Here is a 24697-nt window from a genome sequence, read left to right as displayed (position 1 = left end):
AGTCACGAGTTCAGGATGACGTTATATTCTATTTCTCAATTTTCTTCTGATTTCTATCTTCTAAAGTCAGGGCAGTATAATCTAGTTTCCAGCCTATGGTTTCTACAATTTTTTCCATCAACAAAATAGTATCCAGTGCTTCTTTTCGCGCCTGATCTAAAAGTCCGCTTTGCGGAATTTTATCAACTATATAATTTTTTGCGTCACGGTTAATATCGGTAAGATCTGAAGTTGTAAAAGGATTTGCCCAACCTTCGCGCTTATCGTAATATTTAAAATCTGTCTCTACAGTAAGCAATTCGGGCTGCGGAAAATTGGTAAGCACAATAGTTTTCTTTTCATTTTCGCTATTCATTCTCACTTTACTAAGATCAAAACCCACATGAGCTTTGGCATTAACCAACACTATGGCCTTTTTCTTTCCCAGAAGTAAACTCAGATATTTTTCCTTTAAATTCTCATAATGATAGACTTCAGAAAAATCACCTTCAACAGTTATAAATTTACAAACACTTCTTATTTTATCCATAATCACCAGCGATTGCTCGTTGGTTTTAAGCTTTGATTTCTCCTTATTAAACCTGGTAAAAATAAAATAAGCCACGACCGCTCCCACGGCCAATCCGATAAATAAAAATTCCATATTAATTTCCTATTTCTCCCAAATGAGTGAACTTGAAGCCTTTTTCATACTTGAGCCCGTAGCCTAAAATACGATCAAAAGCCGCGTGTGAAAACAAAATTACACCTATTAATTGAAAAACTTCATTTTGCAGATAAAATCCCAGAAACCAGATTGAAATCGCAAGTCCTTTATGATGAAAAACATTATAAATTAAAGCGCCAATTTTATAATTGAAGAGATATCCAAGCATTCCAAAATCTGGCGTGAAAAATAAAACTAAAAACCACCACCAGGCAAAGTCTAATCGGCTAAAAACGAAGATTCCCAACAGTAACATTGCGAATTCTTCAAGTGCGAGAGTTATTTTCATAAGAATTTATATAAAACAGGTTTTGAAGGGCTGGCATCGTTTTCAAAAGAAGCTATTTGAAGATTGAGCAAATAATCTCCATCCTCAATAAAATTAGGAACATAAACCAATTCAGTAATGGTAGCATCAAAACGAGTGTTTTTCGGATAATTCCAAAAAGCTTTATGCGCCAGTAATTTCCCACCATCCTTCTCCTTATCTACCGAAGGCAAATCTATAAGCAAATGTTTTACACCAGAATTTCTAAGATAAACCGCGGCCTCTTCACTAAGATAAGGCCAATTAGTATGTGAATATTTTTTCGTTTGTTTTTCCCTGAAATTGGGCAGCGTGCGTATAATTAAAGCTTCAGTTTCATTAGGCTGAATTTTCTCCCTCAAAATTGCCTCGGAAATCACTCTATCCTCTCCCCTAATTTCCGGTTCAACTGAAATCAATTTTGAAAAAAAGAAGAAAGTTTTCAGCGTTTGATTGATGCTGTAAAATTCCCTGGAAATATGTCCCACACATTCAGTATGCGTACCGTGAGCGTGCGGATTAAACTGAATATTATTGAAATTAACCGAAGCTCCTTCTGAAACTTTCCCAATAAAATCGCCGTCTTTCACCGGTGTTATTTTAGGAGCATCTAAATACCACGCCACCGGGTTTTTAGCATCGCCCCGCAAACCAATAGAAATATCCAGGGGTTTGGAAAGATCGGTTTGGTATGTTTTCCTGTTGAGTTCTATACTTGTTTTCACAAGCTAAATGTATTAAAAACTTTTTGCTCTAAAATAAGATGAACATAGAATGAGATGAGTCTTTCTATAATCTTATGAAATGGTCATCCTGAACTTGTTTTAGGATCTAAGTTGTTCGTAACTAAAACATGTTAGAAGCTGAAATAAATTCAGCTTGACGAAACTAGGGTTATAAAATAGTTCCTGGATTTCAATTCAGTATAAGCTTTTCTTATTCCAGGAAAAATAAATCTGCAGCAATCCCATCGCTTAAAAATTTCCCTTTGGATGTAATATGAAAGATTCCATTCTTTTCCTGGAGTAAATCTTCCTTTTGTAACGGTTTAGCAAGTTCCAAAAAGTGAGTTTTGTAATCTTCTCCAAACTTCCCTAAAACCTCAGCAAGCTCTACTCCAAATTTCGTGCGCAGCCGTGTCATCACATATTCGTTGTACTTATCTGAAAGCGATAAGGTCTCAGTTTCCTGGGGAATTTTATCATTTTCCAGGGCTTTTATATATAAAGGATTATTGGAGATATTCCATTTCCTGGAATTCCCATCGTAAGAATGTGCGGCAGGGCCAATTCCTAAATAAGGTTTTCCCAGCCAATATGCAGTGTTATTTTCTGAAAAATAACCGGGCTTGCCAAAGTTGGAAAACTCGTAATGTTCAAAACCATTTTTAGTGAGGGTTTCCACCAGAATTTCAAAATGAAGTTTTGCAGCTTCATCATTTACCGGTTTTATTTTCCCTCTTTCAATAAATTTCTGAAGCGCGGTATTAGGCTCTACGGTAAGTGTATAACTGGAAATATGCGGTACGCCAAGTTCTAATGAAATTTCTATATTTTTTTGCCATCGTTCCACACTCATTCCCGGAATTCCGTAGATAAGATCTATAGAAATATTATCGAAAGATTGTTTGGCGAGTTTTATGCTTTTTAAAGCTTCTTCGGCGTTATGGGCGCGGTTCATCAGCTTCAAATCTTCTTCAAAAAAAGATTGAACCCCAATACTCAACCGGTTAATTTTAGAAGCCTTGAGCATTTCCACCTTTTCTTCCGTCAAATCATCGGGATTTGCCTCCAGGGTTATTTCAGAATTTTCAGCAATCTTATAATTCGCATAAATTGTTTCAAAAATTTGCTGAAGTTCATCCGCTTCCAACAAACTAGGTGTTCCGCCTCCAAAGTAGATCGTCTGGATTTCAGGAGAATTGAGCTCATTTTTCCGAAGCACTAATTCCTTGCATAACATTTCCACAAGCTTTCCCTTCTTTTTTAAAGAGGTAGAGAAATGAAAATCACAATAGTGACAAGCCTGCTTACAGAAAGGAATATGGATGTATAAGCCTGCAGCCCCTCCCGGCCTCCCCGAAGGGGAGGAGTTATCAGCAATTCCGTATAAAAACTTTTCTCTCAAAATTTTAATCTCTTTCATTAACTCATAAACACCCTACTTCTGGACTGGGAATTTCATTTTTTCTTTGGGGGGCCAGAGGTTTTCCCCCTGTGGGGGTTAGGGGGCTGAACTCGCGGCTCATTTTGCTTTACGAATGCAGCCCACCCGGAATAGCTTTTTCCAACTTCGGTTCTACCCGAATTGTAAAAATGACAAACCGCAGCTGCGAGCCCATCGGTTGAGTCGAGATTTTTTGGTAATGATTTCAAACCGAGTAAACTTTGTAGCATTTTTGCCACCTGCTCTTTACTGGCATTTCCGTTACCGGTAATTGCCATTTTAATTTTCTTGGGTAAATATTCAGTAATTGGTATTTCTCTTGAAAGTCCGGCGGCCATCGCCACGCCCTGTGCCCTTCCCAGCTTAAGCATAGATTGTACATTTTTTCCAAAAAACGGGGCTTCAATTGCAATTTCATCTGGATGATAAGTATCTATCAATTCTATGGTACGTTCAAAAATCAATTTAAGTTTTACGTAATGATCGCTGTATTTACTCAGCTGTAACTCGTTCAGCTGCATAAATTTCATCTGTTTGTTTTCCACTTTTATAAGTCCGAAACCCATAATCGTGGTACCGGGATCAATTCCTAAAATGATTCTTTCGCTTTTCAAAATACTTTTTTCAGTTTAAAACTCACTAAATTATAGGTAGCTTCGCAAAGCTAAGCAATTTCATTTCCTTACTCGCTAAGCGAGATTTCAAATACACCACCGCTTAGATATTTTCTCTTTCTACTGTTCTTTAATTTGCAGTGATTTGGTTTACTTTACAGGGAAATTAAGAATTAAAAAACCGAATATGTTCATCTTTATTATAATCTGTATTTGTTATTCGGTTTTAATGCTAATGCTGCTTTACGGCTGGAAAAAAATTCCTGAATTCTCTTCGAAAAATTTACCCGTGGAAATTCGGTTTTCTATTATTATCCCTTTTAGAAATGAAGCCGAAAATTTACCGATTTTACTAAAATCTTTAACTGAAATAAATTACCCAAATTCTAAGTTTGAAATTATCCTGGTGGATGATGAGTCAGAAGATAATTCGGTGGAAATCATCAAAGAATTTCAGCAAACGCATCTAGATTCTAATTTAAAAGTTTTAGAAAACCAACGTACTTCAAGTTCCCCAAAAAAAGACGCAATTAACACTGCGATTGATTCAGCTAATTTTGAATATATAATTACTACCGATGCAGACTGCCAGGTTCCTGAGAACTGGTTAAAAATTTATAATTATTTTATAGTTAAAACCGGGAATAAACTCATTGCGGGGCCGGTCGCTTTAAATTCTCTTCCAGCAGCAAACACAAATAATAGGCGCAAAAATATCTTAAGGAATTTTGAAGAGCTAGATGTTTTGAGTCTTCAGGCATCCACTGCCGGAGCTTTTGGAATTGAGAGAGCTTTTATGTGCAATGGCGCCAATTTATGTTATAATAGGCAGGCCTTTTTAAAGGTTTTAGGGTTTACCGGAAATGATAACATTGCAAGCGGTGATGATGTTTTTTTACTTCAAAAATTTCAACAGGGGAATTATAAAATCGGGTTTTTAAAAAGCCGGGAATCAATTGTATATACCACAGCTCAACAAAATTTGGGCGATTTGGTTTCGCAACGAATTCGTTGGGCTTCTAAAGCACCGGCTTACAAAAGCTTATTTGCAAAATTCACCGGAATAAGCGTGCTTTTGATGAACTTAAGTCTTGTGATCGCTGCTTTTTTAGTCTTTTTTCAACTCTTGCCCTACCAGCCTATTTTGATTATTTTTCTAGTAAAATTTAATCTTGATTTTATACTGATCTACAGCTCAGCTAAATTTTTTCAGCGAGAAACAGTATTGCGAAGTTATTTTTGGAGCAGTATCTTTTATTCTTTCTTTAGCACTTACGTCGCGGTTAAATCCCTATTTTCGGACTTTTCCTGGAAGGGAAGACAATTTAAAAACTAAAGATGGATTATTATATTTTAGATTATACTACCTCTGAAAATTACCTGGAGGAAAGAGTAAAATACAGAAAAGAACACTTAAACCACGCGACCGAATATTTTAATGAAGGCTATCTAATACTTGGTGGAGCAATAGATGCGGCAAACGAAGCTGTATTGGTTTTTAAGGCAGACAGTGAGAAAATCCCCGAAGCTTTTGCCCAAAACGATCCATACGTGAAAAACGGCCTTATTCAAAGCTGGTCAGTGAAAAAATGGAATGTGGTAATTGGCAATTAAATTGATACTGAAAGAAGATCTTCACCTAATTCGTGAATCGCTTTTTCTATTCTTCTTGCTCTTTCTTCTGAAGCATTTGCTTTTCCACTGGCATATTGCCTCATGAGAGAAGGGTTTATACCGGATTTTTCGGCGATAGCAGAAATTTTTATTGGAAGAAGCTTAAAAAATGAAGCTATATCCAGCCTATATTCAAATTCAGTTAAACCTTTAATTTCATCTAACCATTCTTCATTAAGATCTTCTGCTACTTCTATATAATCCTCAAACGCAACTTTGAGATTTTGCTTTAATTCATCTAATGAATTTCCAAAAGCACTTACTCCGCCTGGGATATTTTGAGTACTTCCCCAGTAAGTCCCATCCTCGGCCTTTTCAACATATACATTAATCTTTTTCATTGTAATTTATTTAATTCCGGCTTGTTTTAAAATTGAATTCACCGTTCCCTTAGGAAGATCTTTTTTAGGATGCGGAATGGTGACAATCCCTCTCTTTTCAGGATGTTTAAAATGATGGTGACTTCCTTTTGTTCTTACGAGGTACCAACCATCTTTTTTAATTGCTTTAATTAAGGAAACCGAATTCACTCTTTAAATATATAACGAAAATGTTATATAACAAAACTGTTATATGTGAATTATTACTCAGCTTTAATAACAATAGGCATTTTAAAAACGGTAGAAACCGGCACGCCGCGCTTACTTGCAGGATAAATTTTTGGAAGAGAATCTATGCTCTGGTCTAACCACATTCGCAATTCTGGAAGTTGATTATTTAAGGTAGAATCTATTTTAACCGAATCTATCTCGGGACGGCCCGCACTATTTATTTCCAGGTAAAGATAAAGCGTATCGTCTATAGATTCAGTAACTACCGGCTGTTGTTTAGAAAGATAAGCATAAATATTTTCGGCTACTTCTCGCTCAAAACATTCCCGGGCCGCAAGTAGTTCGGTTTCGTCCTGGCAGTTTTCAAAAGCCGGATATTCGTCTACTTCTTTCCAATTCAGCGTTCGGGATTCCAGTTCCAGCACTTCTTCTGAAGAAATTTTCTTGGTCTCAAAATTACAGGAGGAAATTAGTAAAAGTGCAATTACAAATAATCCACGCCGAAACAAGACTAATAAACAATTATTGAAGAAATAAGACTTAAATCTTGAGACAGGTTTCAGAGCATTTAAATCTCGATTATCGAGTAAAGCTTTTTTCATTGGCAAACGCACTTGGACTTTAAGCAAAAGTAAGGAAAATTAGGAGAAAGGCTGGGGAAAAATAAAAAGCTAATCTTCTATTGCATCCAGTTTTAAAGACTTTATTTCTAACTGCCAGGCAGCCTCATCAAGATCCAGGTTGTTATACTCCAAAAGATATTTATTCGTCTTTGATTTTAAACCTTCCACGGCTCGTAAAAGTTGATGATTTATATCCATAATAAAACCATGTTTCAGGTTCTTGTCTGCATAGATATTGTAAACAAGTCGGTTATATTTCACTGCCGGCTGCTTATAAACCAAAGCTTTTGTTTCTTCTAAAAGTTGGCTCATACTTAGTTTTTGCTCTTCCAAATAGATATTTTTATCGGCGTCTACAAAAACATTGATTTCAAAAGCTTCCTGGGAAAGCCCTGTATTAGCAATGAGAAAAAGACTGAAAAAAAGTAAAGTAATTTTAAATTTCATAGGTGTTAATTCAAAGTTTTTTCAAATGCTCGATGTGGAAAAGTAAATTAATTTTCAGCTAAATGCATCTTTTTCTTCAGATCGCTTGCCCGTGTTTTTGCCCTGTATAACATTCCATCGTTACCAATAGTTTCATATTTATTAAAATAAGCCAGGTAATATTTTATCACGGTTGAATCGTCTGCCATATAATTATCGGCAGCTACGGCACGTTCGTATAAAGCTCTTTCATTATCTGGGTTTTCTTCCAGGGCTTTATTAAAATAATCTAACGCGTCTTTATATTTTTCCTGCATCTTATAGGTTAGTCCCAAACTCAAATATTCGGCATCTACCGGTTGCTTTTTTATAAGAATAGACATTAATAAATGGGTTTCAGATTTATCTAAATCCCCGGTTAGGGCATATAATTTCCCGAGAGTATAATGTGTATCTGAATTTCTGTCTTCCATCTCCAAAGCTTTATTATAGTTTTTAATTGCTTTTTCGTACTCTTTAAGTCGATAATAAGCAAACCCAAGTTTACTATAGATAAATTCTGAATCCTGCCCAATTTCTATCAGCTTTTCATAAGGTTGAAGCGCTTCTTTATACAGCTTCAGTGAAGAATAGGTTTGTGCCAGGATGGAAAGCAAGGAAGGATTGTCTGGATTCACCTTCAATCCTATTTTACTAAAGTGCTCAGCCATCGTATACTGACGGTGCTTTAATTTATCTTTTGCCAGCTTATAAAGTGCACCCTGATGCGTGTTATCTAAGGCTATAGTGAACATAAAATAACTTATTGCCGTACTATCTTTTAACTTCTCCTTGATCAAACCCAGCTGATATTTAAAATTGGCATTATCGGGATATTTCTCGGTTAGATCTTTAAAAAGACTATCGGCTAACTTTAATTTCCCACTTTTTACCAATAATTCGCCGTAATCTATTGTGGTTAAAACGCGTTCGGGATTTTGACTTAAAACTTTTTTATAGTTCTCAAGTGCGATTTCGGGTTGCCTGTTGGCCGCATAATTTTTGGCAAGTTTTAAGTAAGTTTTCTCCGTTTTAGGATCTAGCTCCTGAAGTTTATTTATGGCCTCGGCATATTCCCCAACGGCATACAAACTGTCTGAAACAGCCAAAGCCGAAGTTTGAGCTTCGGCTTTGAAGGCTAACATAAAAATAATTATTAGACTAACTCTATTCACTGCTACCTACTTGAAAAACTATAGGAAGAGAATACATAACACTTATGTCCTTACCATCTTGTTTCCCCGGCTGCATTTTTGGAAGTCCAGAAATAACTCTTATGGCTTCTTCCTGTAAAGCTGGATGTGAAGCTCGCGCTTTTACATCTACAACTTTTCCGGTTTCATCTATCCTAAATTGGGTAATGACCCTATTTGTTCCTTTTAGATTTAATTCCTCACCTAGATTGGTATTAAAATTCATATTTACAAATTGGGAAATCTTCCGACTCATACATTCTTTTTTCTCCTCATTAGTACTTGAGTCTTCACAACCTTCAAATACAGGGACATCTTCTACGACGGCAAAAGGTACTCCGCTTTCATTATCGTATTCTATTTCTTCAGCGTATTTATCGGCATCTTTTTCCTCTCCGGAATTTGGCAAATTAATATACATATCATACTTATCGCTAACATATAGTTTGATATAGCCTTCAGGTACTTCTTCATTTCTATTATGCACTGAATAACTAATAGTTCTATCATCAATCGTTGCCCAGCTTACGTAATTCTTATTATTGATTAAAAATTCCTCATATTTTTCATGAACTTTTTTATTCTCTTCAGTCATTCCTTCATCCACATTTATGGTGTAACTATACTGAGCAAGTGGATCATTTTCAGATGCATTTATAGATGAATTTTCATCTGAACACGAAACATAAGTCAGCATCATAAAAAGTAAAGGCAGCACAAATAAATACTTGAATTTCGCAATTGTTTTTGATCTTGATTTTTGTAACATAATAATTCGTTTTTTGATTAATGAATGATTAAAAAATTGATTGATGAATGAAATGTTCTGCGTGTTAAACGCGGTGTTTAGCAACTGCTCATAATAGCTGCGTTTGGTTGTGGTTTTAACCACGTTTGCATCGGCGATGAACTCGTGCAAAGTGGCAATCCTGCTTTGGTAGATATACACTAGCGGATTGAACCAAAATATGATCTTTAAAGCTTCAAAAAATACCAGGTCCAGGCTATGCCTTTGTTTTACGTGAACAAGCTCGTGAGACAAAATTTGCTGCTTTTCTGCTTCAGATAATTTATCGCCTAAAAAGATGGTTTTGAAAAAAGTACAGGCAATGTTTGAGTTTGGAACTTCAATAATTCGCAACTCTTTATCTTCTGAAATTCTTCTAAAACGGAATAGATGATTTAAGTTTTGATATTTTTTCAGCAATAAAATTAAGCTAAGTACCACTCCTGAAACATAGGTTACCAGCCACCAGTTTATTTGTAATCCCTGCTCCTGCACCACATTTACAGCGGGTAATTGCTGAATATTCTCCGGTTGATCGCCAATATAAACTTCGGGAAGCAAAACCTGTGAAAGTGCAGAAATAGAGTCTGTAGGAACAAGCGTCGATAAACTTTCAAATTTCAATAAGGGCAGTAAAAGTGAAACAAGCGGTGTTACTAATAAATACAGCCTGTTTATATTGAAAAACGTCTCTTTTTTTAGCAGCAGTTCATACATCAGCAAAAAACCGAATTGAAACACAACTACCTGAAGTATATAATCTAACATTACTTTTCTTTTTTATTAATTTCTTTTAAAATGGCTTCTAAATCTTTAGTATCCATATCGTTTTTCTTCATAAAAAAGGAAACCATACTTTTAAAGGAGCCGTTAAAATAATTGTTCATCAATTTATTGATGCTTTGATTGCTATAAGTTTCACGAGCCAAAAGCGGAAAATATAAATAACCTTTCCCTTTCTTTTCGTGATCTACAAAACCCTTATCTTCCAGGATTCTTACAATGGTAGAAACCGTGTTGTAAGCCGGTTTAGGCTCTGGCATTTCTTCTATTATTGAAGCGACATTGGCTTTCTCCAGTTTCCAGAGAATTTGCATTATCTCTTCTTCGGCTTTGGTTAGTTGTTTCATAATTAATTTTTGTCATTTCCGCCCCGATAAAAAATCGGGATAAACTCCGGCGGAAATCTCTTGTTATATTCATTTGTCATTCCCACGCAGGCGGGAATCTATATTCAAACTTTTAATTCTTATTACTCGTCAAGCTGAATTTATTTCAGACTTTATCCCGAATTAACTTCGGGATTCCAGGATGAATTGAAACTATATCTCCGAATTTATTCGGAGCAGGCTCTGAAACAAGTTCAGGATGACGTAAGATTCAAATTCAACACTGCTAATATAAACTAACATTTTAGTTTAACCTAATAATTTAGTTAAAAACTTCTTTGGAATTAAATTATATTTGATAATCAAAACATTTAAAAGTCTATGGATCTAATATTTTTTGGAGTTGGAGCGGTTTTAATGATCCTTGGGATTCTGGGAAGTTTTTTACCGGTTTTGCCCGGTGTACCGCTTAGTTGGGTAGGATTACTTCTACTCTATTTAGCACCATCAGTGCCAATAAATTACTTGGTTTTGGGAATCGCTTTGATTCTCGCTGCTATAATTTATGTTTTACAACTAGTAATTCCCGCAATGGGGACAAAAAAGTATGGAGGCAGTAAAGCCGGAATGTGGGGCGCTACTATTGGATTGGTAATCGGGATTTTTGTTCCAATCCCGCTAGGAATAATAATAGGAGCTTTTGCAGGAGCCTTTATTGGGGAGATTATTAATAAATCTGATTCTAAATCGGCTTTGCGGGCAGCCTACGGATCTTTTATTGGTCTTCTTGCTTCTACATTTATGGAGTTGGTAGTAGCGGTAGGGTTTTTAATTTTCTTTAGCTATAAAGCCTGGGAATTTAGGGAATTGATATTTTAAAAAAGAGACTGTTTAAAAATGGTTTAACTAAAGTCTGGTAAATTTGGGCTAAACGAAATGAGATGTAAAACCTGTTATTTTTAAACAGCCTCTGCAAGCATCTTAATGTGCTACAAAAACAGCCTTTCTTTTCTTGAGCTGCTGGTCAAGTTCGAAGATGGTTTTTTTGATGGCTAATTCAAAACTTTCTTCTGTAGAGGAAGCAAAAATCCTGGGGCCAGGAGCACTAAGCTCGATCTCACAAATTTTTGATCTTCCCGTTGGGTCATTTTCTTCTTTAAAATAAACTTCGGCTCTAATAAGCCATTCATATTTTTCTGATAATTTATCTAAGTGTTCTGATACAAATTGAGTTAAATTCTGACTTCCTTTTGTTTTTATAAATTGAATATTGATGAACATAGTAGTAGGTTTTAATTGTTAGTTCAAAATTAGGTTTAAGGTTTCTTATTAAATATGATAAAGGTCACTTTGGATTCAATTAGACCAAATCTTAACGATCATTTTATGAGTATTCAGGCCGCTTGTCGGTATCTTTTATATACTCTGTAATCTTAAAAACTTCTAACCTGTTTAACCTGAAGGCTTTTACAAAACTTGCGATTTCATCTTCCAAATGTTCGTGTTCCATTCTAAAAACCCTGGAATCTTCCATTTTTTCAAGAATCATTTTCCCTATTTGCTGCCTATGTTTATCGGTTTTCTCCAATAGATCCTGGCAACGTTCTTTTAATTTTAGAAGTTCATTCTTCATTTTTGAGGCCACCTTATAATTTTCATCTTTATCTATCCATATAAAATAGCTATCTAAAAGTTTATGTAGAAAAGTGAGATCGTCCCTGAAAAAATGTAAATCTGAATTCCAGTGTTTAGTGAGCGTATAGAGCTGCTCCATATTGGCTTCGGCAATAAAATCGCCCTTTGGCCTTTTCCTTATACTTTCCATAATTAATAGTTTTATTATACATTGAAATTAATATAATACGATCTAAAAAAGTATGATTTTCGTCAGTCGCAGGTAAGTTTAATTCGCCAATTTCAGGAACTTTAAAATTTGGGATAACACTAATGAAGCAAACCCAAAAACCACGATAATTATAAAGTGATTCGCTGAAAGTGGTACCAGTGATAGAGCTTCTGCCATTAAGGGAATATGATAAACCAGCACCATAGTTAAAACCGAAAAAATCAATGCTCCCCAAACCCACGGGTTGGAGGTCACTTCATTTTTCAGGAAAGATATTTTTCGTCCGGGTAGATTAAAGACATTCAGTAACTGCCCTAAAATAAGGGTGTAAAAAGCAATATTATTTACCACAATAGCACTTAGACCCATTTTAAAATGTGTGTAGGCCACAACGCCAATTACCGCCGCTGTAATACTTAAACCATATAAAACTGTGGCGGTCCAGAGTTTTTTGGTGAGTATTGGCTCCTGCGGATCCCTGGGAGGATCTTTCATAATATTTGGATCTCCTTTACCCACACCCAGCGCTAATGCGGGGAAAACATCGGTTACCAGGTTTAGAAAAAGTATTTGAAGCGGAAGTAAGGGCATTGGCAAGTTACTAAAGGATGCCAGGGCTACCGAGATTATTTCTGCCAGGTTACACGAAAGTAAAAAGATTACAAATTGCCTGATATTTTCAAAAATGGTACGTCCCTGCCGTATGGCAAGCTCGGTAGAGGTGAATTTATCGTCCATCAAGATCACATCGGCAACTTCCTTGGCAGCCTCGGTTCCTCTAATTCCCATGGCAATGCCGATATCTGCTTTTTTAAGAGCCGGCGCATCGTTTACCCCATCTCCCAGCATTCCCACAATCGCTTTATTTTCTTGATAAAATTCTACTAAATCCAGTTTTTGGCCGGGAACCATCCTGGCAAAAATTCCCGCCTGCATCAAGGTCTTTTGCTTATCTTCAGGTAAACTGCCTATTTCTTCAAGATCGGCACCATGTACTACCATCTCTTGAGGGGCGTCTTCAGCTATTAACCCAATCTCCTCACCTATTTTCCTAGCAGTATCAGGATGGTCTCCGGTTACCATTACCACCCGTATTCCCGCGTTTTTATAAGTTTCAATTGCTTGTTTAATATCCTTTCGCGGCGGATCTAAAAATCCTAAAATTCCTACGAAAGTTAGATTATTCATTAAATCTTCATAATCTGGCTTCGCATCAGTTTGTTTAAAAGCAAAAGCCAGAACACGCATTCCTTCGGCTGCAATTAATTTTGACTGTTTTTGCCATTCCTCTTTATCCAGAAATTGTTTTGCCCCATCTTTGGTTAAAATGAAATCACAATAATCAAGCAAAGCCTCCAAAGCTCCTTTCACACAAATTAAATATTTGCTTTCAAAATTATGTAATGTGGCCATTTTTTTGATTTCAGCATCAAAAGGAACCTCCTGTATTTTCGGGTATTTTTGCTGAAGTTTTTTATAATCAAATCCCATCTCGGCAGCGAATTCAACTAACGCGATCTCCACGGCATCTCCAGTGAATTTGTCATCTTTTAATTTTGAATTATTACAGAGGCTACCAATTTGTATCAGTTTTTCAAAAGCAGGATCTGTTTTGAAATTTGCTGCTTCGGTTGCCGGAAAATCTAAAGTGCCCAACATTAAATGGTGAACGCTCATTTTATTTTCGGTAAGTGTGCCAGTTTTATCGGTGCAAATTATCCCGGTTTCACCTAAAGTTTGAACCGCCTCCAATTTTTTAATCACTACATTCTTTTTAGAAAGTCGAAGCATCCCCCTTGCAAGAGCTATGGTGGCCACAATGGGCAAACCTTCAGGAATTGCTGCTACCGCTAAGGCAATTCCGGTTTTTATCATCAGCATTAAATCTTTGCCCTGAAAGTAACCGGTTATTACAATTAGCATCGCTAGAATTAAAGTGAGCCATATAAGCCATCTGCTTAGTTTTTTCAACTTTTTTTCTAAAGGCGTACTTTGCTTTTTAGCACTACTGGTGAGTTCGCTAATACGGCCAATTTCGGTATTAATGCCTGTTGCTATTACAATGGCCTTTGCTTTTCCCCTAACCGCAATCGTACCTTTATACAACATATTTTTACGATTGGTCAGAGGAACTTTTTCGGGAAGTGTTTCAATATTTTTTTCTATCTGATTACTTTCCCCGGTGAGAATAGCTTCTTTTACCGCAAAACTTTCGGTTTTCAGCATTCGGCAATCGGCAGGAATAACATCGCCACTCTCCATAATTACAATATCACCGGGAACCAAACCTGCCGCCTTAATTTGCTCTTCCTTACCACTACGCAAAACATTGGCCTGGGTTTCTACCATTTTCTGCAGAGCCTCTACCGAGCGAAGCGCCTGCCACTCCATAAAAAAACCTATTAAGGCGGTAATAAGGATCACTATTAAAACCGCCGTACCTTCCAGCCATTCGCCAAAGAAATAAGCCAATGCCATCGCGGTAGCCAGAATATAGATTATAGGATCAAGAAATTGCTCTAAAAATATGAGTTCGATATTTTTAGATTTCGATTCTTTTAATCGATTAGCTCCGTGTTTTTCTAATCTTGATTTAACTTCAGAACTATCTAATCCTTTATTGGGATCTACTTTAAATTCCGACAGGATTTTTTCAACAGAGAGCGTGTGCAGATCTTTAGACATTTCTTAGTATTTTACTCGATAATCAAGATTAAATATTCCGGGGATTGCCTCGAAATCAGATTATATTTTCCAATATCAATGCTTCCTGAGCCTGCCCCCGAAGTTGTTTACTGCCCGGCCTCGGCCTTATTAATATTCTCTATTCCTTTTAAAAGTGCATCAGGATTAAACGAAATACTATCTATTTGTTCTTTTACCAGAAATGAAGCGAATTCGGGGAAATCACTGGGCGCCTGCCCGCAAAGTCCTATTTTCTTCCCGACTTTCCTGGCTTTTTGTATCGCTGTGGAAACCATTTCTTTAGCAGCAGCATTATTTTCATCAAAAACACTTACCATTAATTCTGAATCGCGATCAACACCCAGCGTGAGTTGTGTGAGATCGTTAGATCCTATGGAAAATCCGTTAAAATGTTCTGCAAATTCTTCAAGGAGAATTACGTTAGAGGGAATTTCAACCATCATATAGATTTCAAGAGAATTCTTTCCGCGCTCCAAACCGAATTTTTTCATAAGCTTTATTACGGATTTTGCTTCTTCAATCGTTCTGCAAAAAGGAATCATCACTTTTAAATTATCAAGACCCATTTCTTCCCTAACTCTTTTAATAGCTTTGCACTCAAGCTCAAAAGCTTCTTTATAGTTAGGATGAGGATAACGCGCAGCGCCTCTAAAACCAAGCATAGGATTTTCTTCTAAAGGTTCAAATTGACGGCCTCCAATTAGGTTTGCATATTCGTTACTTTTAAAATCGCTAAGCCTAACAATTACTTCTTTTGGGTGAAATGCGGCCGCCATTACGGCTATTCCGCGGGATAATTCTTCAACAAAAAAATCACTTTTATTTTTATATTGCCAGGTTAGTTCGTCTATGGTTTTTTTTGCAGCTTTTTCTTTAACCTCATCATATTTTACCAAAGCCATTGGGTGAATTTTTATTTTATGGGTAATTATAAATTCCATTCGTAATAATCCAATTCCTGTATTTGGATAAAAAGAAAGTTGAAAGGCCCGGTCTGGATCTGATAGAATGAATTTAGCCTCCGTTTTTGGAAGGGAAATTTTTCCAAAATCAATTTCCTTAATATCAAATTCAAGGGCACCTTTATAAACAAAACCGGTTTTGCCTTCACAGGAAACGGTAATCATTTCCCCATCTTTAATTTTGGTGGTAGCATCGTTTGTTCCCACTATTGCCGGCACACCAAGTTCGCGGGCTACAATTGCTGCATGACTGGTTCTTCCGCCTCTATCAGTTACTACTGCGGCTGCCAATTTTAATAACGGATCCCAATCTGGGCTGGTGTTATTGGTAATAAGAATCTCCCCGGAATTTAACTTGTGTCCTTCTTCAGGTGACTTTAAAAATCGCGCTTTACCGGTGGCGATGCTCGAACCAATAGCGCTTCCGCTAGTTAAAATTTCGCCTTTTTGCTTTAGGTGATATTCAATATAAAAGCGTTTATCTTCATCCTTATGTACTGTTTCCGGACGGGCCTGGGTAATAAAAAGTTCGTTGGTTAAACCGTCTTTTGCCCACTCCACATCCATTGGGCGATCGTAATGCTTTTCTATTAGTAAAATCCACCGGGAAAGTTGAATTATCTCTTCATCATTTAAAACAAAACTATCCTGTTTCTCCAGCGGCGTTTCGATGTTTACGGTTGAAGAATGACCGCTGGATTCGGCATAAACCATAGAAAGCTCTTTATGCCCCAGTTTCTTCTGAATAATAGGATTTTCAGCTTTATCAATAGTCGGTTTGAATACATCAAATTCATCGGGGTTTACCAGGCCCTGCACTATATTTTCACCCAATCCCCAAATACCTGAAAGATGAATAATATTCCTGAAACCAGATTCGGGTTCAAGACTAAAACCAATCCCCGAGCAACTAATATCAGACCGTACCATCTTTTGCACCCCTACCGAAAGTGCTATTTCGTGATGCAAAAAGCCCTGGTCTTCCCGGTATTTAATGGCCCTGTTTGTATAAAGTGAGGCAAAACATTTCTTAACCGCCTCAAGTAAAGCTTCGTTTCCTCTAATATTTAAAAAGGTGTCATGCTGGCCGGCAAAACTCGCACCCGGTAAATCTTCTGCGGTGGCGCTACTTCTCACGGCAACCTGGATATTTTCTCCTTTTCCCAAATCGTTATATGCGGCAACAATTTCTTCGGAAAATTCTTTGGAAAATTCTCCCCGTAAAATCAGTTCCCTGGCTTCAGAGCCAATGCTGCTAAGGTTCTCATAATTCTTCCTATCAAGTTTTTTCAATAAACCTTCTATTTCTTCTTCAATATTATTCGATTTTAAAAAGGTCCAAAAACCTTCTGAAGTGGTAGCGAAACCATCTGGCACCAAAACACCTTCAGAAGATAGTTCGTTATACATTTCACCAAGAGAAGCATTTTTACCGCCAACCTTTGTGACATCTTTTATAGATATCTCTCTAAATTTTTTAATGAATTTCATAAGCTTAATTTTTATTGTAACACGAGTTCATAACCCATATTCAGCAGGAAAATTCCCAATAGGAAAAGCAGTACATAAATTGTCTGTACAAATTTGAAATTTAATACAGCAAGTTTGCGCGTAGTAGATTCAGGAAAAACAAAGAGGCCAAGACCTATAAAAAGTGAGGTCCAACCCAGGGCAGTTATTATAAATTTCCAACTTCGCTCCCAGATATTATGAAATAAAATATTGAGTAAACCTATAATTATAGCAGCAAAGGCAGCTAATATCACGAATTTTTGATCTTTTAAATCTTCAAAAATTTGTTTTATTCTTTTAGGGTTGAAGCTTAGCACAAAGAAGAAAATTAAAAGGTACCAACCCCAGAATTTAGCGAGAAATAAGGAAGTATCCATCTTTTACAGGCCTTGGTTATTCTCTCAAAGTTAACCTGTATAAAAAGATTTTAATATGATAAATATCAGCTGAATAACTAATAATTCATCTTATTTAAACTGTTAGACTTTTGTGAAAATTTAATAGGCTTTAAACAAGATCAATTAAATTCAGCTATTTTTATAATTATATGAAAGAACATTACTGGATCTTAGCGGGAATTGGTTTCACCACCCTTATCATGGCCTGGCTGCCTTCAATTTCAAAAAAAATAAAGGTTAGCGGTCCTATAATTTTACTACTCATTGGCTTTCTTTTAGTGGGATTAGGATTACCTATTGGATGGCCAGATCCCTTATGGGCAGATGAGGGACTCATGTATTTTTCTGAAATGATAGTGATTATTTCCCTAATGGGCGCTGGTTTAAAAATTGGAAATAATTATAGTTTTAAAGCCTGGAAAAGACCTTTGTTACTCGTGTTTCTAACTATGCCCCTTTGTATGATTTCGGCATATTTCCTGGGACAAAATTTCCTATTTCTTAGTGTTCCTTCCTCTTTATTACTTGCGGCAGTACTTGCACCTACCGATCCTGTTTTAGCCGCTGAAACTCAACTTGATGATCCCGAAAGAGAAAAAGAATACAAGGGCAAAATTAGATTTGCACTTACTGCAGAAGCCGGTTTAAACGACGGTCTCGCTTTTCCTTTCACTTATATGGCTGTATTGGTTGCACAAGCCGGAGGTTGGGCGGCTTTTGATTTTACCGATTGGATGCTAGATAAGTTCTTTCTAAAAATAATTATTGGTACTTTAATAGGTTTTGCCATAGGACAGGCTATTGGGTTTTTACTGGACAGGGTACACAAATACACGGGTATAAAAACATTTGACGGTTTTCTTGCCCTCTCCCTTACCCTATTTAGTTATGGCGCAGCAGAACTCCTGCATGGGTATGGTTTTCTTGCCGTTTTCTTTACCGGTTTAAGCCTAAGACATTTTGAAAAAGTTAGCGGAGATTACAAGACAAAAATGCACGATTTTGTTCACGAAATAGAACGCATTTTACTCGTGGTTTGGATTATTCTTTTTGGTGGTTCTATTATGAATGGAATGTTAAGCCTTACCGATTGGCGTGGAATTGTATTCGCTTTTGCTTTTGTTTTAATTATTAGGCCCCTGGCAGGAATTATAAGTATGATGGGGATTAGAGACAGTTTTAAGAATAAACTTGCCATTAGTTTCCTGGGAATTAAGGGAATTGGCTCTGTATTTTATCTCGCCTGGGCTTTCGTTGAATTTGAAGGTTTTGAACATAAAAATGAACTCTATTCTATTACCGCATATATTATTCTAATTTCTATAGTTGTTCACGGACTTACCGCACCTTCTATTATAGAATATTTTAAAAAGAAAACAGAAAAGGGAGAAAATGAATCAGGTGAAATACCCAATGAATAGCTGAAGCAAATACGGAGTTATAAGCGCGGTGATAATCCCATTTACACACATAGCCAACCCACTGTAAACCCCCGCGAGTTTGCTTTCTTCAAAGGCACGGGCGGTGCCAATTCCGTGGGCAGCTGTACCTAAAGCCGTACCAATAGCAATTTTACTTTTTATTCCTAATTTCTTCAGAATAAATGGTCCAAAAGCATTTCCAAAAATTCCAACAGCGATTACAATTCCCGCCGTAATTTCAGGAATTCCACCGGTAAGTTTTGTGATTTCAATAGCAATTGGCGTAGTAACCGATTTTGCCGCCAACGATTCAATTATAAAATCAGGGACTTTTAAAAGTAGAAGAAAAATAATTACAGTTAAAACTCCGCTTATTCCACCAACGGCTACCGAAAGCAAGAACACTTTTAAATTCTGTTTTACTTCTTCATATTTTTCATAAAAAAACACACCAAGCGCCACTACCGATGGCCCCAGGAAGAAACTAATAAATTTTCCGCCGCGATTATAATCTTCAAAATCAATATTGAAAATCAATAGAAAACAAATAATAAAAACAATAGCTACCAAAACTGGAGTCAGTAGCGCATAATTAAATTTTTTCTGAAGTTTACGTGCACCCGCAAAAGCGATTAGACTTATAAAAACACCAAATATTGGTAATTGAAAAAATTCTTGCATTATTTCCCGAATTTTTCAATAATTATTGCTGAAATATAAAGAGTGATTACGGTGCTGGCAATTACAGCTATTGAAATGGGTAACCAGTAATCGGCGATAATCTCAAAATACACCATTAAGCCAACCCCATAAGGAATAAAGAATAAAACCAGGTATTTTATAAGCTTATCTGAGGCCGGTTTCACATCCTGAAGCTTTATGATTTTTAACCGTAAAGCCAGGAAAATAAGAAACATTCCCAGGATATTTCCAGCGATTGGGATTTCAAAAAAATAGGTGAGTAACTCACCTAAAAGTAAAAATCCAAGAATATAAGCTAAAGCTTTGAGCATCTCTAGTTTATTGATACATATCTTTCACGTCGGCTTCGTGTAAGTCTACAAAGAATTCGCCAATCATATCGGTTGCTTTTTCAAAGAAAATCTTTCCTTTTTCAGCAGTTGCAGCTTTAGGATTTCCTACCCCTGTATCTTCGGTAACTTGAGTCCATTCTCGTTGTGCACTCGCCCAACCTTCTTTTAAAGCTTTAATCTTAAAAGTTTTGGCGCTGCCGTCTCCCGCTTCTTCTAAAGGTAAAACTAACTCAGGCCGCAAATGCATAACAGCCGCGGTTTCCAATTCTCCTGCGTGATCACCGGGCTCTTCAAAATAAGGTTTTGCATCTGTAACCTGCCACCAGTTTAGCGCACAGGTAAAGATATCTGGAAATTCAAGACTTAATTCCCTGATTAGTTGTTTAAAATTATTGCCGCCGTGCGCGTTTAAAATCACCAGTTTATTGATTTTATGTTTTTCTAAAACCTGCGCTACATCTTTTAAAATAGCGTATTGGGTACTGGGATTAAGATTCATACATAATTTCACATCCATTTGGCCGGTATTCACTCCAAACGGAATGGTAGGTAAAACCACGGCCTTTGCATTTTTTTCCCAGGCTTTGTGAGCTGCGTTTATTGCAGCTTCTTCGGCAAGAATATTATCGGTAGCATACGGCAGGTGATAATTATGTGCTTCGGTAGCTCCCCAGGGCAAAACAGCTATGCTAAAATCTTCGTTTTTAATATGTTTCCAATTGGTTTCGGCCAAAACGTAAGGCCTTATCTTTCTTTCCATAAACTTAATTTCATTTAAAATTAATAATTCTAAGCGATTCTGTAAGATTTAAAGGGCAGAAATTAAAACCTATCTTTGATTAAAATTAAAATCGATGCTGGATTTTGTAATTGTTGGCGGTGCACAGGCCGGACTTTCAATGGCTTATTACCTTAATAAAATGGGTAAGGATTATGTTGTGGTAGATAAGGAAAAGGAAGTTGGTGCTTCCTGGTTAAACCGTTGGGATTCCCTTAAACTTTTTACACCTTCAGAATTTAACAAGCTTCCGGGAATGGAGTTCCCTGCCGAAAAAGGTTATTACCCAACAAAAAAAGATGTTGCTGAATATTTTAAAAATTATGTAGCCGAATTTGATATTAAAATTAGGTTAAATACATTAATAGAGCATATTTCGCAAAGAGAAGATTATTTTATTCTGAAGCATCAAAACGGCGAGATACATTGTAAAAATGTAGTGATTGCTACAGGGCCGTTTCATATTCCATACACGCCATCTTTTTCTAAGAAAATATCAACAGCTATTTTCCAGATTCATAGTAATTATTATAAAAATCCCGGTCAATTACAAGAAGGTCCAGCAATGGTTGTAGGGGCAGGAGATTCGGGATTTCAAATCTTAGATGAAATCTCTCAAACTAACAGAACCACTTATTTTTCTGGCGCCACCAACGTTCGAGTACTTCCACAAGAAATTTTAGGAAAAACATTATGGTGGTGGTTCACAAAAATTGGTTTTCTAAGTTTTAGCCGAAATACCTGGTTAGGGAAAAAGTTGAGTGAGTCTAAGCAACCTATTATTGGGACCGATGTAAAAGGTATTCTAAAACGAGAGAACGTTATTCCTGTTGGAAAAACAAAAGATGCAAAAGGCGAAATTATAATTACTAAAAATCGAAAAATTGAAGAGCTAAAAAATATCGTCTGGGCCACCGGTTACCGACCAAATTTTAGTTGGATAGAAGGCCTGGAACTTTCTAAAGACGGCTACCCAAACCATAATCGCGGTATTAGTAATATTAAAGGACTTTATTTTATAGGTCTTCCCTGGCTGCATACACGAGGCTCGGCAACTTTAGGGGGAATTAAAAAAGACGCGCAATATCTTGCCAATTATATTGAAGCTGAAGAAAAAACGCTTGCCTAACAAAACTTCTGGAGGTTTCTTCTTAAATATTTTTACTACACTTTTTGCTTAAACACAACAATTAGGCTTGATCCCATAAAATTTCGGCATAAAAAAATCCCTAAAGTAGGTGAACTTTGAGATTTGGGAATAAAAGTGGGCGCAAAGGGATTTGGATTCCTGCCCCTCCCTCCCGAAGCAAAATCGGGATGCTCTGGACCAACTGAGCTAACTTTCTATAAAATAAAAAAGATTTCCAAATTTTGGAAATCTTAAATTCTTGTGGGCGCGAAGGGATTCGAACCCCTGACCCCTTGGGTGTAAACCAAGTGCTCTGAACCAACTGAGCTACGCGCCCTAAATAATTTGAATAAATTCTACTTCCTAATAAAAGAAAGTGCAATATTTTTTGGGATTTTAATCCCTGACCCTCCCGATGCAAAATCGGGATGCTCTGAACCAACCGAGCCATGCGGCCTAATAATTTCAATAAAACTAAAGCTCTCAATAAGCTAAAAAAAGGCTTCCTTTTATAGAAGCCTTTTTAATCTCTGTGGGCGCGAAGGGATTCGAACCCCTGACCCCTTGGGTGTAAACCAAGTGCTCTGAACCAACTGAGCTACGCGCCCTATTCCTGAATGCGGATGCAAATATAGATTAGTTTTTAATCTACACCAAGAAAAATTTCAAAAAAATTAAATTATTTCTGCAACGGTAAAAGTGCTGCCTCCAACAAACACCAGATCTTCATCTAAGGCCGTTTCCAGCGCAGCTTCGTAGGCTTCTGAAACCGAATTAAATAAGCTTCCCTCTAACCCAAATTTAGCAGCTTTTTGTTGCAATATTTCAGTTTCCAACCCGCGGGGAACATCGGGTTTTGAAAAATAATAAATTGCCGATGTAGGAAATAATGGAAGAATTTTATCTAAATCTTTATCGTTTACCACTCCCAATACAATATGTAAGTGTTGAAACTTTTCTTTTTTAAGCTGTTTAAAAACCAGGCTTAAACCTTCGGTATTATGTGCTGTATCACAAATCACTTTTGGTTTTTCCTGTAATATATCCCAACGCCCCTGCAACGAAGTATGCAATTTCACACTATTAAGTCCGTTTCTTAAACCATCTTCGGGAATCTCCCAGCCATTTTCACGTAATACTTTTACCGCTCCCAGCACACTTTTAATATTTTTGTTCTGATAATCGCCCTTAAGATCGGTATGATATTTATCGAATTTTAAATCTTCAGCAAAATAAATTTCTGAGTTATGTTGCTCAGCTTTTTCAGTAAAAATATCTGTAGTTTCTTTTTGTTTTTCACCAATAACTACAGGAATATTATCTTTTATAATTCCGGCTTTTTCCGAAGCAATTTTGGCTAAAGTATCTCCCAGGAACGCAGTATGATCTAAGCCTATATTAGTGATTACCGAGACTTCAGGAGTAATTATATTAGTAGAATCTAAACGCCCCCCCAGGCCTACTTCAATTACAGCAATATCTACCTTTTCCCTTGCAAAATGATCAAATGCCATCCCTACGGTCATTTCAAAAAAGGAAAGTTCATTTTCGGTTAAAAAATCTCTGTTCTCATTGATGAATCCAACAACATTTTTTTTCGGAATAAATTTTCCGTTTACCTTAATGCGCTCTCTAAAATCTTTTAAATGCGGAGAAGTGTATAAACCCACTTTATAGCCAGATTCCTGTAAAACCGAAGCTAACATATGGCTGGTAGAACCTTTTCCGTTAGTTCCTGCAATATGAACCGATGGGAATTTTTGATGAGGATTGCCTAAATGTTTGGCAAGTTTAATGGTGCGGGAAAGATCTTTCTTAAATGCCTGTGCTCCTACTCTTTGGTAAATAGGCAACTGCTGAAACATCCATTCAACAGTTTTGGTATATGCTTCCACTTATTCAGAAAGTTTGAAGTTATAAATAATTGTGCCCACCTGGCGCGAAGGTGCGTTGTTATCACTATTGAAACGAGTAGCCATTGCAGCTCTTCTTGCAGGATCTGTAAGACAGGACGCACTGTTGGTTGTTCCTTTTACACCCGGTGTGGCATTAATAACCTGCCCATTCTGGTTAACTTCTATACGCACTACCACTATCCCGGATTCATTACAATCCTGAACAAATTTTTCTTTATTTATTGCCCGTCTTCCACCTAAGCGATAATTACCATCACCATCCAGGCCAGAGCCACTCCCGTAATAGGAACTCGCATTAGGATCGCCATCTGGATCGCCTTTATCTCCTGCCTGATTATCGTTACCTTCTCCACCACTTTCGGTTCCCGATCTTTCGGGACCGTTTAAAATACTACTCATAGCATCGGTAGTAGATTGGTCTGGTTTGGGTTCTGGCTTTTTAGCCGGTGGTTGTTCTACAGGCTTTTCCGGTTTCTTCTCAACTACTGGCTTTGGCTTTTGCTTTTCCTGAATTACCGGAGCTTCTTCAATTTGCTGTGTTACCACTTCTTCTTCCACAACCGGTTCTGGCAGCGTTTGAGTTTCGGGAACGGTAGTTTGCTGAGGAGCAGATTGTACCGGCTCGGTAGGTTGCTCTTCTCCTGAACCAACTTCAGAAGTTCCAAAATTTATAGCAATACCACTCTCTGGTGGCGGATCTAAATATTTAAAGCCTAACAGAAATAGCAATGCAATTAACAGCACGTGTAAGATAACCGTGATGGTAAAAGATTTTTTTTCGTGTTTGGTTTCTAACATGA

At 36.9% G+C, this 24697-nt stretch carries 27 protein-coding genes and 2 tRNA genes; 5 read left to right on the top strand and 24 right to left on the bottom strand.

Annotated elements, in window-relative coordinates; all coding sequences use genetic code 11:
• Nucleotides 1-28 precede the first annotated feature (28 nt).
• From J0871_RS07470 to ruvC, 5 genes are all read right to left on the bottom strand, one after another.
• Nucleotides 29-643, bottom strand: coding sequence for a DUF4230 domain-containing protein (locus J0871_RS07470; protein WP_208224581.1), 615 nt, complete (start codon nucleotides 641-643; stop codon nucleotides 29-31).
• A 1-nt stretch (nucleotide 644) separates the two neighbouring features.
• Nucleotides 645-995 (bottom strand): DUF4260 domain-containing protein, encoded by a 351-nt coding sequence (locus tag J0871_RS07465; protein WP_208224580.1) that lies wholly within the window; start codon nucleotides 993-995, stop codon nucleotides 645-647.
• A complete protein-coding gene (locus J0871_RS07460) occupies nucleotides 992-1738 on the bottom strand; it encodes a cyclase family protein (protein ID WP_208224577.1) in 747 nt (248 codons plus the stop codon). Before J0871_RS07460 ends, J0871_RS07465 begins: the two co-directional genes overlap by 4 nt.
• Before the next feature lie 211 nt (nucleotides 1739-1949).
• Complete coding sequence (hemW, locus tag J0871_RS07455; protein WP_346014338.1) at nucleotides 1950-3116, bottom strand: radical SAM family heme chaperone HemW; 1167 nt, start codon at nucleotides 3114-3116, stop codon at nucleotides 1950-1952.
• A 77-nt stretch (nucleotides 3117-3193) separates the two neighbouring features.
• A complete protein-coding gene (ruvC, locus tag J0871_RS07450; protein ID WP_208224572.1) occupies nucleotides 3194-3793 on the bottom strand; it encodes a crossover junction endodeoxyribonuclease RuvC in 600 nt (199 codons plus the stop codon).
• A 187-nt stretch (nucleotides 3794-3980) separates the two neighbouring features.
• On the opposite strand from ruvC, the gene J0871_RS07445 reads away from it, so the two are divergent.
• Both J0871_RS07445 and J0871_RS07440 read left to right on the top strand, forming a co-directional pair.
• Nucleotides 3981-5129, top strand: a complete 1149-nt coding sequence (locus J0871_RS07445; protein ID WP_208224571.1) for a glycosyltransferase — start codon at nucleotides 3981-3983, stop codon at nucleotides 5127-5129.
• A gap of 2 nt (nucleotides 5130-5131) precedes the next feature.
• Nucleotides 5132-5407: a YciI-like protein gene (locus J0871_RS07440; RefSeq protein WP_208224570.1), complete on the top strand. Its 276-nt coding sequence runs from the start codon at nucleotides 5132-5134 to the stop codon at nucleotides 5405-5407.
• Here the strand turns inward: J0871_RS07440 and J0871_RS07435 are convergent.
• The 7 genes from J0871_RS07435 to J0871_RS07405 all read right to left on the bottom strand — a co-directional run bounded on the left by J0871_RS07435 (nucleotide 5404) and on the right by J0871_RS07405 (nucleotide 10216).
• On the bottom strand, nucleotides 5404-5808 hold the full coding sequence (locus tag J0871_RS07435; RefSeq protein WP_208224569.1) for a type II toxin-antitoxin system HicB family antitoxin: 405 nt from the start codon (nucleotides 5806-5808) through the stop codon (nucleotides 5404-5406). The two genes, J0871_RS07440 and J0871_RS07435, sit on opposite strands and share 4 nt — an antisense overlap.
• 6 nt (nucleotides 5809-5814) lie before the next feature.
• Nucleotides 5815-5997, bottom strand: a complete 183-nt coding sequence (locus J0871_RS17290) for a type II toxin-antitoxin system HicA family toxin (protein WP_208224568.1) — start codon at nucleotides 5995-5997, stop codon at nucleotides 5815-5817.
• Between the two features lie 53 nt (nucleotides 5998-6050).
• The gene (locus tag J0871_RS07425) at nucleotides 6051-6620 is read right to left on the bottom strand and encodes a hypothetical protein (RefSeq protein ID WP_243870425.1); all 570 of its coding nucleotides are present in this window, start codon (nucleotides 6618-6620) and stop codon (nucleotides 6051-6053) included.
• A 69-nt stretch (nucleotides 6621-6689) separates the two neighbouring features.
• Entirely contained in the window at nucleotides 6690-7088 is a 399-nt protein-coding gene (locus tag J0871_RS07420) for a hypothetical protein (protein WP_208224567.1), read from the bottom strand.
• Between the two features lie 47 nt (nucleotides 7089-7135).
• Nucleotides 7136-8251 (bottom strand): tetratricopeptide repeat protein, encoded by a 1116-nt coding sequence (locus tag J0871_RS07415; RefSeq protein WP_208224565.1) that lies wholly within the window; start codon nucleotides 8249-8251, stop codon nucleotides 7136-7138.
• A gap of 22 nt (nucleotides 8252-8273) precedes the next feature.
• Nucleotides 8274-9854 carry a M56 family metallopeptidase gene (locus tag J0871_RS07410; RefSeq protein ID WP_208224563.1) on the bottom strand — a complete coding sequence of 527 codons (1581 nt, stop codon included), beginning with the start codon at nucleotides 9852-9854 and terminating at the stop codon, nucleotides 8274-8276.
• On the bottom strand, nucleotides 9854-10216 hold the full coding sequence (locus J0871_RS07405) for a BlaI/MecI/CopY family transcriptional regulator (protein WP_057482135.1): 363 nt from the start codon (nucleotides 10214-10216) through the stop codon (nucleotides 9854-9856). The genes J0871_RS07410 and J0871_RS07405 overlap by 1 nt, the downstream gene beginning before the upstream one ends.
• 360 nt (nucleotides 10217-10576) lie before the next feature.
• Here J0871_RS07405 and J0871_RS07400 point away from each other — a divergent pair, with 360 nt between their 5' ends.
• Nucleotides 10577-11074: a DUF456 domain-containing protein gene (locus J0871_RS07400; protein WP_208224561.1), complete on the top strand. Its 498-nt coding sequence runs from the start codon at nucleotides 10577-10579 to the stop codon at nucleotides 11072-11074.
• A gap of 102 nt (nucleotides 11075-11176) precedes the next feature.
• Here the strand turns inward: J0871_RS07400 and J0871_RS07395 are convergent, their stop codons facing one another.
• From J0871_RS07395 to J0871_RS07375, 5 genes are all read right to left on the bottom strand, one after another.
• Nucleotides 11177-11476 carry an HPF/RaiA family ribosome-associated protein gene (locus tag J0871_RS07395; RefSeq protein WP_075325918.1) on the bottom strand — a complete coding sequence of 100 codons (300 nt, stop codon included), beginning with the start codon at nucleotides 11474-11476 and terminating at the stop codon, nucleotides 11177-11179.
• A 103-nt stretch (nucleotides 11477-11579) separates the two neighbouring features.
• A complete protein-coding gene (locus tag J0871_RS07390) occupies nucleotides 11580-12020 on the bottom strand; it encodes a hypothetical protein (RefSeq protein ID WP_208224559.1) in 441 nt (146 codons plus the stop codon).
• 78 nt (nucleotides 12021-12098) lie between these two features.
• Nucleotides 12099-14726, bottom strand: coding sequence for a cation-transporting P-type ATPase (locus J0871_RS07385; protein WP_208224557.1), 2628 nt, complete (start codon nucleotides 14724-14726; stop codon nucleotides 12099-12101).
• Between the two features lie 107 nt (nucleotides 14727-14833).
• Nucleotides 14834-17200 (bottom strand): phosphoenolpyruvate synthase, encoded by a 2367-nt coding sequence (ppsA, locus tag J0871_RS07380; protein WP_208224556.1) that lies wholly within the window; start codon nucleotides 17198-17200, stop codon nucleotides 14834-14836.
• A gap of 11 nt (nucleotides 17201-17211) precedes the next feature.
• Nucleotides 17212-17598 (bottom strand): hypothetical protein, encoded by a 387-nt coding sequence (locus J0871_RS07375; RefSeq protein ID WP_208224555.1) that lies wholly within the window; start codon nucleotides 17596-17598, stop codon nucleotides 17212-17214.
• Nucleotides 17599-17768: 170 nt separating this feature from the next.
• Between J0871_RS07375 and J0871_RS07370 the strand changes: the two genes are divergently transcribed.
• Complete coding sequence (locus J0871_RS07370) at nucleotides 17769-19040, top strand: cation:proton antiporter (RefSeq protein ID WP_208224554.1); 1272 nt, start codon at nucleotides 17769-17771, stop codon at nucleotides 19038-19040.
• On the opposite strand, the gene J0871_RS07365 is transcribed toward J0871_RS07370, so the two are convergent.
• From J0871_RS07365 to J0871_RS07355, 3 genes are read right to left on the bottom strand one after another with little or no spacing between them, the layout of a single operon-like run.
• A complete protein-coding gene (locus J0871_RS07365; RefSeq protein WP_208224553.1) occupies nucleotides 19017-19721 on the bottom strand; it encodes an LrgB family protein in 705 nt (234 codons plus the stop codon). The genes J0871_RS07370 and J0871_RS07365 overlap by 24 nt on opposite strands.
• Complete coding sequence (locus J0871_RS07360) at nucleotides 19721-20053, bottom strand: CidA/LrgA family protein (RefSeq protein ID WP_208224552.1); 333 nt, start codon at nucleotides 20051-20053, stop codon at nucleotides 19721-19723. The genes J0871_RS07365 and J0871_RS07360 overlap by 1 nt, the downstream gene beginning before the upstream one ends.
• Nucleotides 20054-20060: 7 nt before the next feature.
• Nucleotides 20061-20834 (bottom strand): creatininase family protein, encoded by a 774-nt coding sequence (locus J0871_RS07355; protein ID WP_243870423.1) that lies wholly within the window; start codon nucleotides 20832-20834, stop codon nucleotides 20061-20063.
• A 94-nt stretch (nucleotides 20835-20928) separates the two neighbouring features.
• On the opposite strand from J0871_RS07355, the gene J0871_RS07350 reads away from it, so the two are divergent.
• Nucleotides 20929-21981 (top strand): NAD(P)/FAD-dependent oxidoreductase, encoded by a 1053-nt coding sequence (locus J0871_RS07350; RefSeq protein ID WP_208224551.1) that lies wholly within the window; start codon nucleotides 20929-20931, stop codon nucleotides 21979-21981.
• Nucleotides 21982-22243: 262 nt separating this feature from the next.
• Here the strand turns inward: J0871_RS07350 and J0871_RS07345 are convergent.
• From J0871_RS07345 to J0871_RS07330, 4 genes are all read right to left on the bottom strand, one after another.
• A tRNA-Val gene (locus J0871_RS07345) sits at nucleotides 22244-22318 on the bottom strand.
• A gap of 196 nt (nucleotides 22319-22514) precedes the next feature.
• Nucleotides 22515-22589 (bottom strand) — tRNA-Val (locus J0871_RS07340).
• A gap of 66 nt (nucleotides 22590-22655) precedes the next feature.
• The gene (locus J0871_RS07335) at nucleotides 22656-23876 is read right to left on the bottom strand and encodes a folylpolyglutamate synthase/dihydrofolate synthase family protein (protein WP_346014335.1); all 1221 of its coding nucleotides are present in this window, start codon (nucleotides 23874-23876) and stop codon (nucleotides 22656-22658) included.
• Nucleotides 23877-24695, bottom strand: coding sequence for an energy transducer TonB (locus J0871_RS07330; RefSeq protein ID WP_208224549.1), 819 nt, complete (start codon nucleotides 24693-24695; stop codon nucleotides 23877-23879).
• Between the last annotated feature and the right edge of the window lie 2 nt (nucleotides 24696-24697).

It is taken from the genome of Salegentibacter sp. BDJ18 (assembly GCF_017579965.1).
Taxonomy (GTDB): Bacteria; Bacteroidota; Bacteroidia; order Flavobacteriales; family Flavobacteriaceae; genus Salegentibacter.
This window is presented reverse-complemented; position numbering and strand designations above follow the sequence as displayed.

Excerpts from the sequence above, each read along its gene's own strand:
- J0871_RS07470 (WP_208224581.1), bottom strand. The coding sequence starts at position 643 with ATGGAATTTTTATTTATCGGATTGGCCGTGGGAGCGGTCGTGGCTTAT.
- J0871_RS07465 (WP_208224580.1), bottom strand. The coding sequence starts at position 995 with ATGAAAATAACTCTCGCACTTGAAGAATTCGCAATGTTACTGTTGGGA.
- J0871_RS07445 (WP_208224571.1), top strand. The coding sequence starts at position 3,981 with ATGTTCATCTTTATTATAATCTGTATTTGTTATTCGGTTTTAATGCTA.
- J0871_RS07440 (WP_208224570.1), top strand. The coding sequence starts at position 5,132 with ATGGATTATTATATTTTAGATTATACTACCTCTGAAAATTACCTGGAG.
- J0871_RS07435 (WP_208224569.1), bottom strand. The coding sequence starts at position 5,808 with ATGAAAAAGATTAATGTATATGTTGAAAAGGCCGAGGATGGGACTTAC.
- J0871_RS07425 (WP_243870425.1), bottom strand. The coding sequence starts at position 6,620 with ATGAAAAAAGCTTTACTCGATAATCGAGATTTAAATGCTCTGAAACCT.
- J0871_RS07420 (WP_208224567.1), bottom strand. The coding sequence starts at position 7,088 with ATGAAATTTAAAATTACTTTACTTTTTTTCAGTCTTTTTCTCATTGCT.
- J0871_RS07415 (WP_208224565.1), bottom strand. The coding sequence starts at position 8,251 with ATGTTAGCCTTCAAAGCCGAAGCTCAAACTTCGGCTTTGGCTGTTTCA.
- J0871_RS07410 (WP_208224563.1), bottom strand. The coding sequence starts at position 9,854 with ATGTTAGATTATATACTTCAGGTAGTTGTGTTTCAATTCGGTTTTTTG.
- J0871_RS07405 (WP_057482135.1), bottom strand. The coding sequence starts at position 10,216 with ATGAAACAACTAACCAAAGCCGAAGAAGAGATAATGCAAATTCTCTGG.
- J0871_RS07400 (WP_208224561.1), top strand. The coding sequence starts at position 10,577 with ATGGATCTAATATTTTTTGGAGTTGGAGCGGTTTTAATGATCCTTGGG.
- J0871_RS07395 (WP_075325918.1), bottom strand. The coding sequence starts at position 11,476 with ATGTTCATCAATATTCAATTTATAAAAACAAAAGGAAGTCAGAATTTA.
- J0871_RS07390 (WP_208224559.1), bottom strand. The coding sequence starts at position 12,020 with ATGGAAAGTATAAGGAAAAGGCCAAAGGGCGATTTTATTGCCGAAGCC.
- J0871_RS07385 (WP_208224557.1), bottom strand. The coding sequence starts at position 14,726 with ATGTCTAAAGATCTGCACACGCTCTCTGTTGAAAAAATCCTGTCGGAA.
- ppsA (WP_208224556.1), bottom strand. The coding sequence starts at position 17,200 with ATGAAATTCATTAAAAAATTTAGAGAGATATCTATAAAAGATGTCACA.
- J0871_RS07375 (WP_208224555.1), bottom strand. The coding sequence starts at position 17,598 with ATGGATACTTCCTTATTTCTCGCTAAATTCTGGGGTTGGTACCTTTTA.
- J0871_RS07370 (WP_208224554.1), top strand. The coding sequence starts at position 17,769 with ATGAAAGAACATTACTGGATCTTAGCGGGAATTGGTTTCACCACCCTT.
- J0871_RS07365 (WP_208224553.1), bottom strand. The coding sequence starts at position 19,721 with ATGCAAGAATTTTTTCAATTACCAATATTTGGTGTTTTTATAAGTCTA.
- J0871_RS07360 (WP_208224552.1), bottom strand. The coding sequence starts at position 20,053 with ATGCTCAAAGCTTTAGCTTATATTCTTGGATTTTTACTTTTAGGTGAG.
- J0871_RS07355 (WP_243870423.1), bottom strand. The coding sequence starts at position 20,834 with ATGGAAAGAAAGATAAGGCCTTACGTTTTGGCCGAAACCAATTGGAAA.
- J0871_RS07350 (WP_208224551.1), top strand. The coding sequence starts at position 20,929 with ATGCTGGATTTTGTAATTGTTGGCGGTGCACAGGCCGGACTTTCAATG.
- J0871_RS07330 (WP_208224549.1), bottom strand. The coding sequence starts at position 24,695 with ATGTTAGAAACCAAACACGAAAAAAAATCTTTTACCATCACGGTTATC.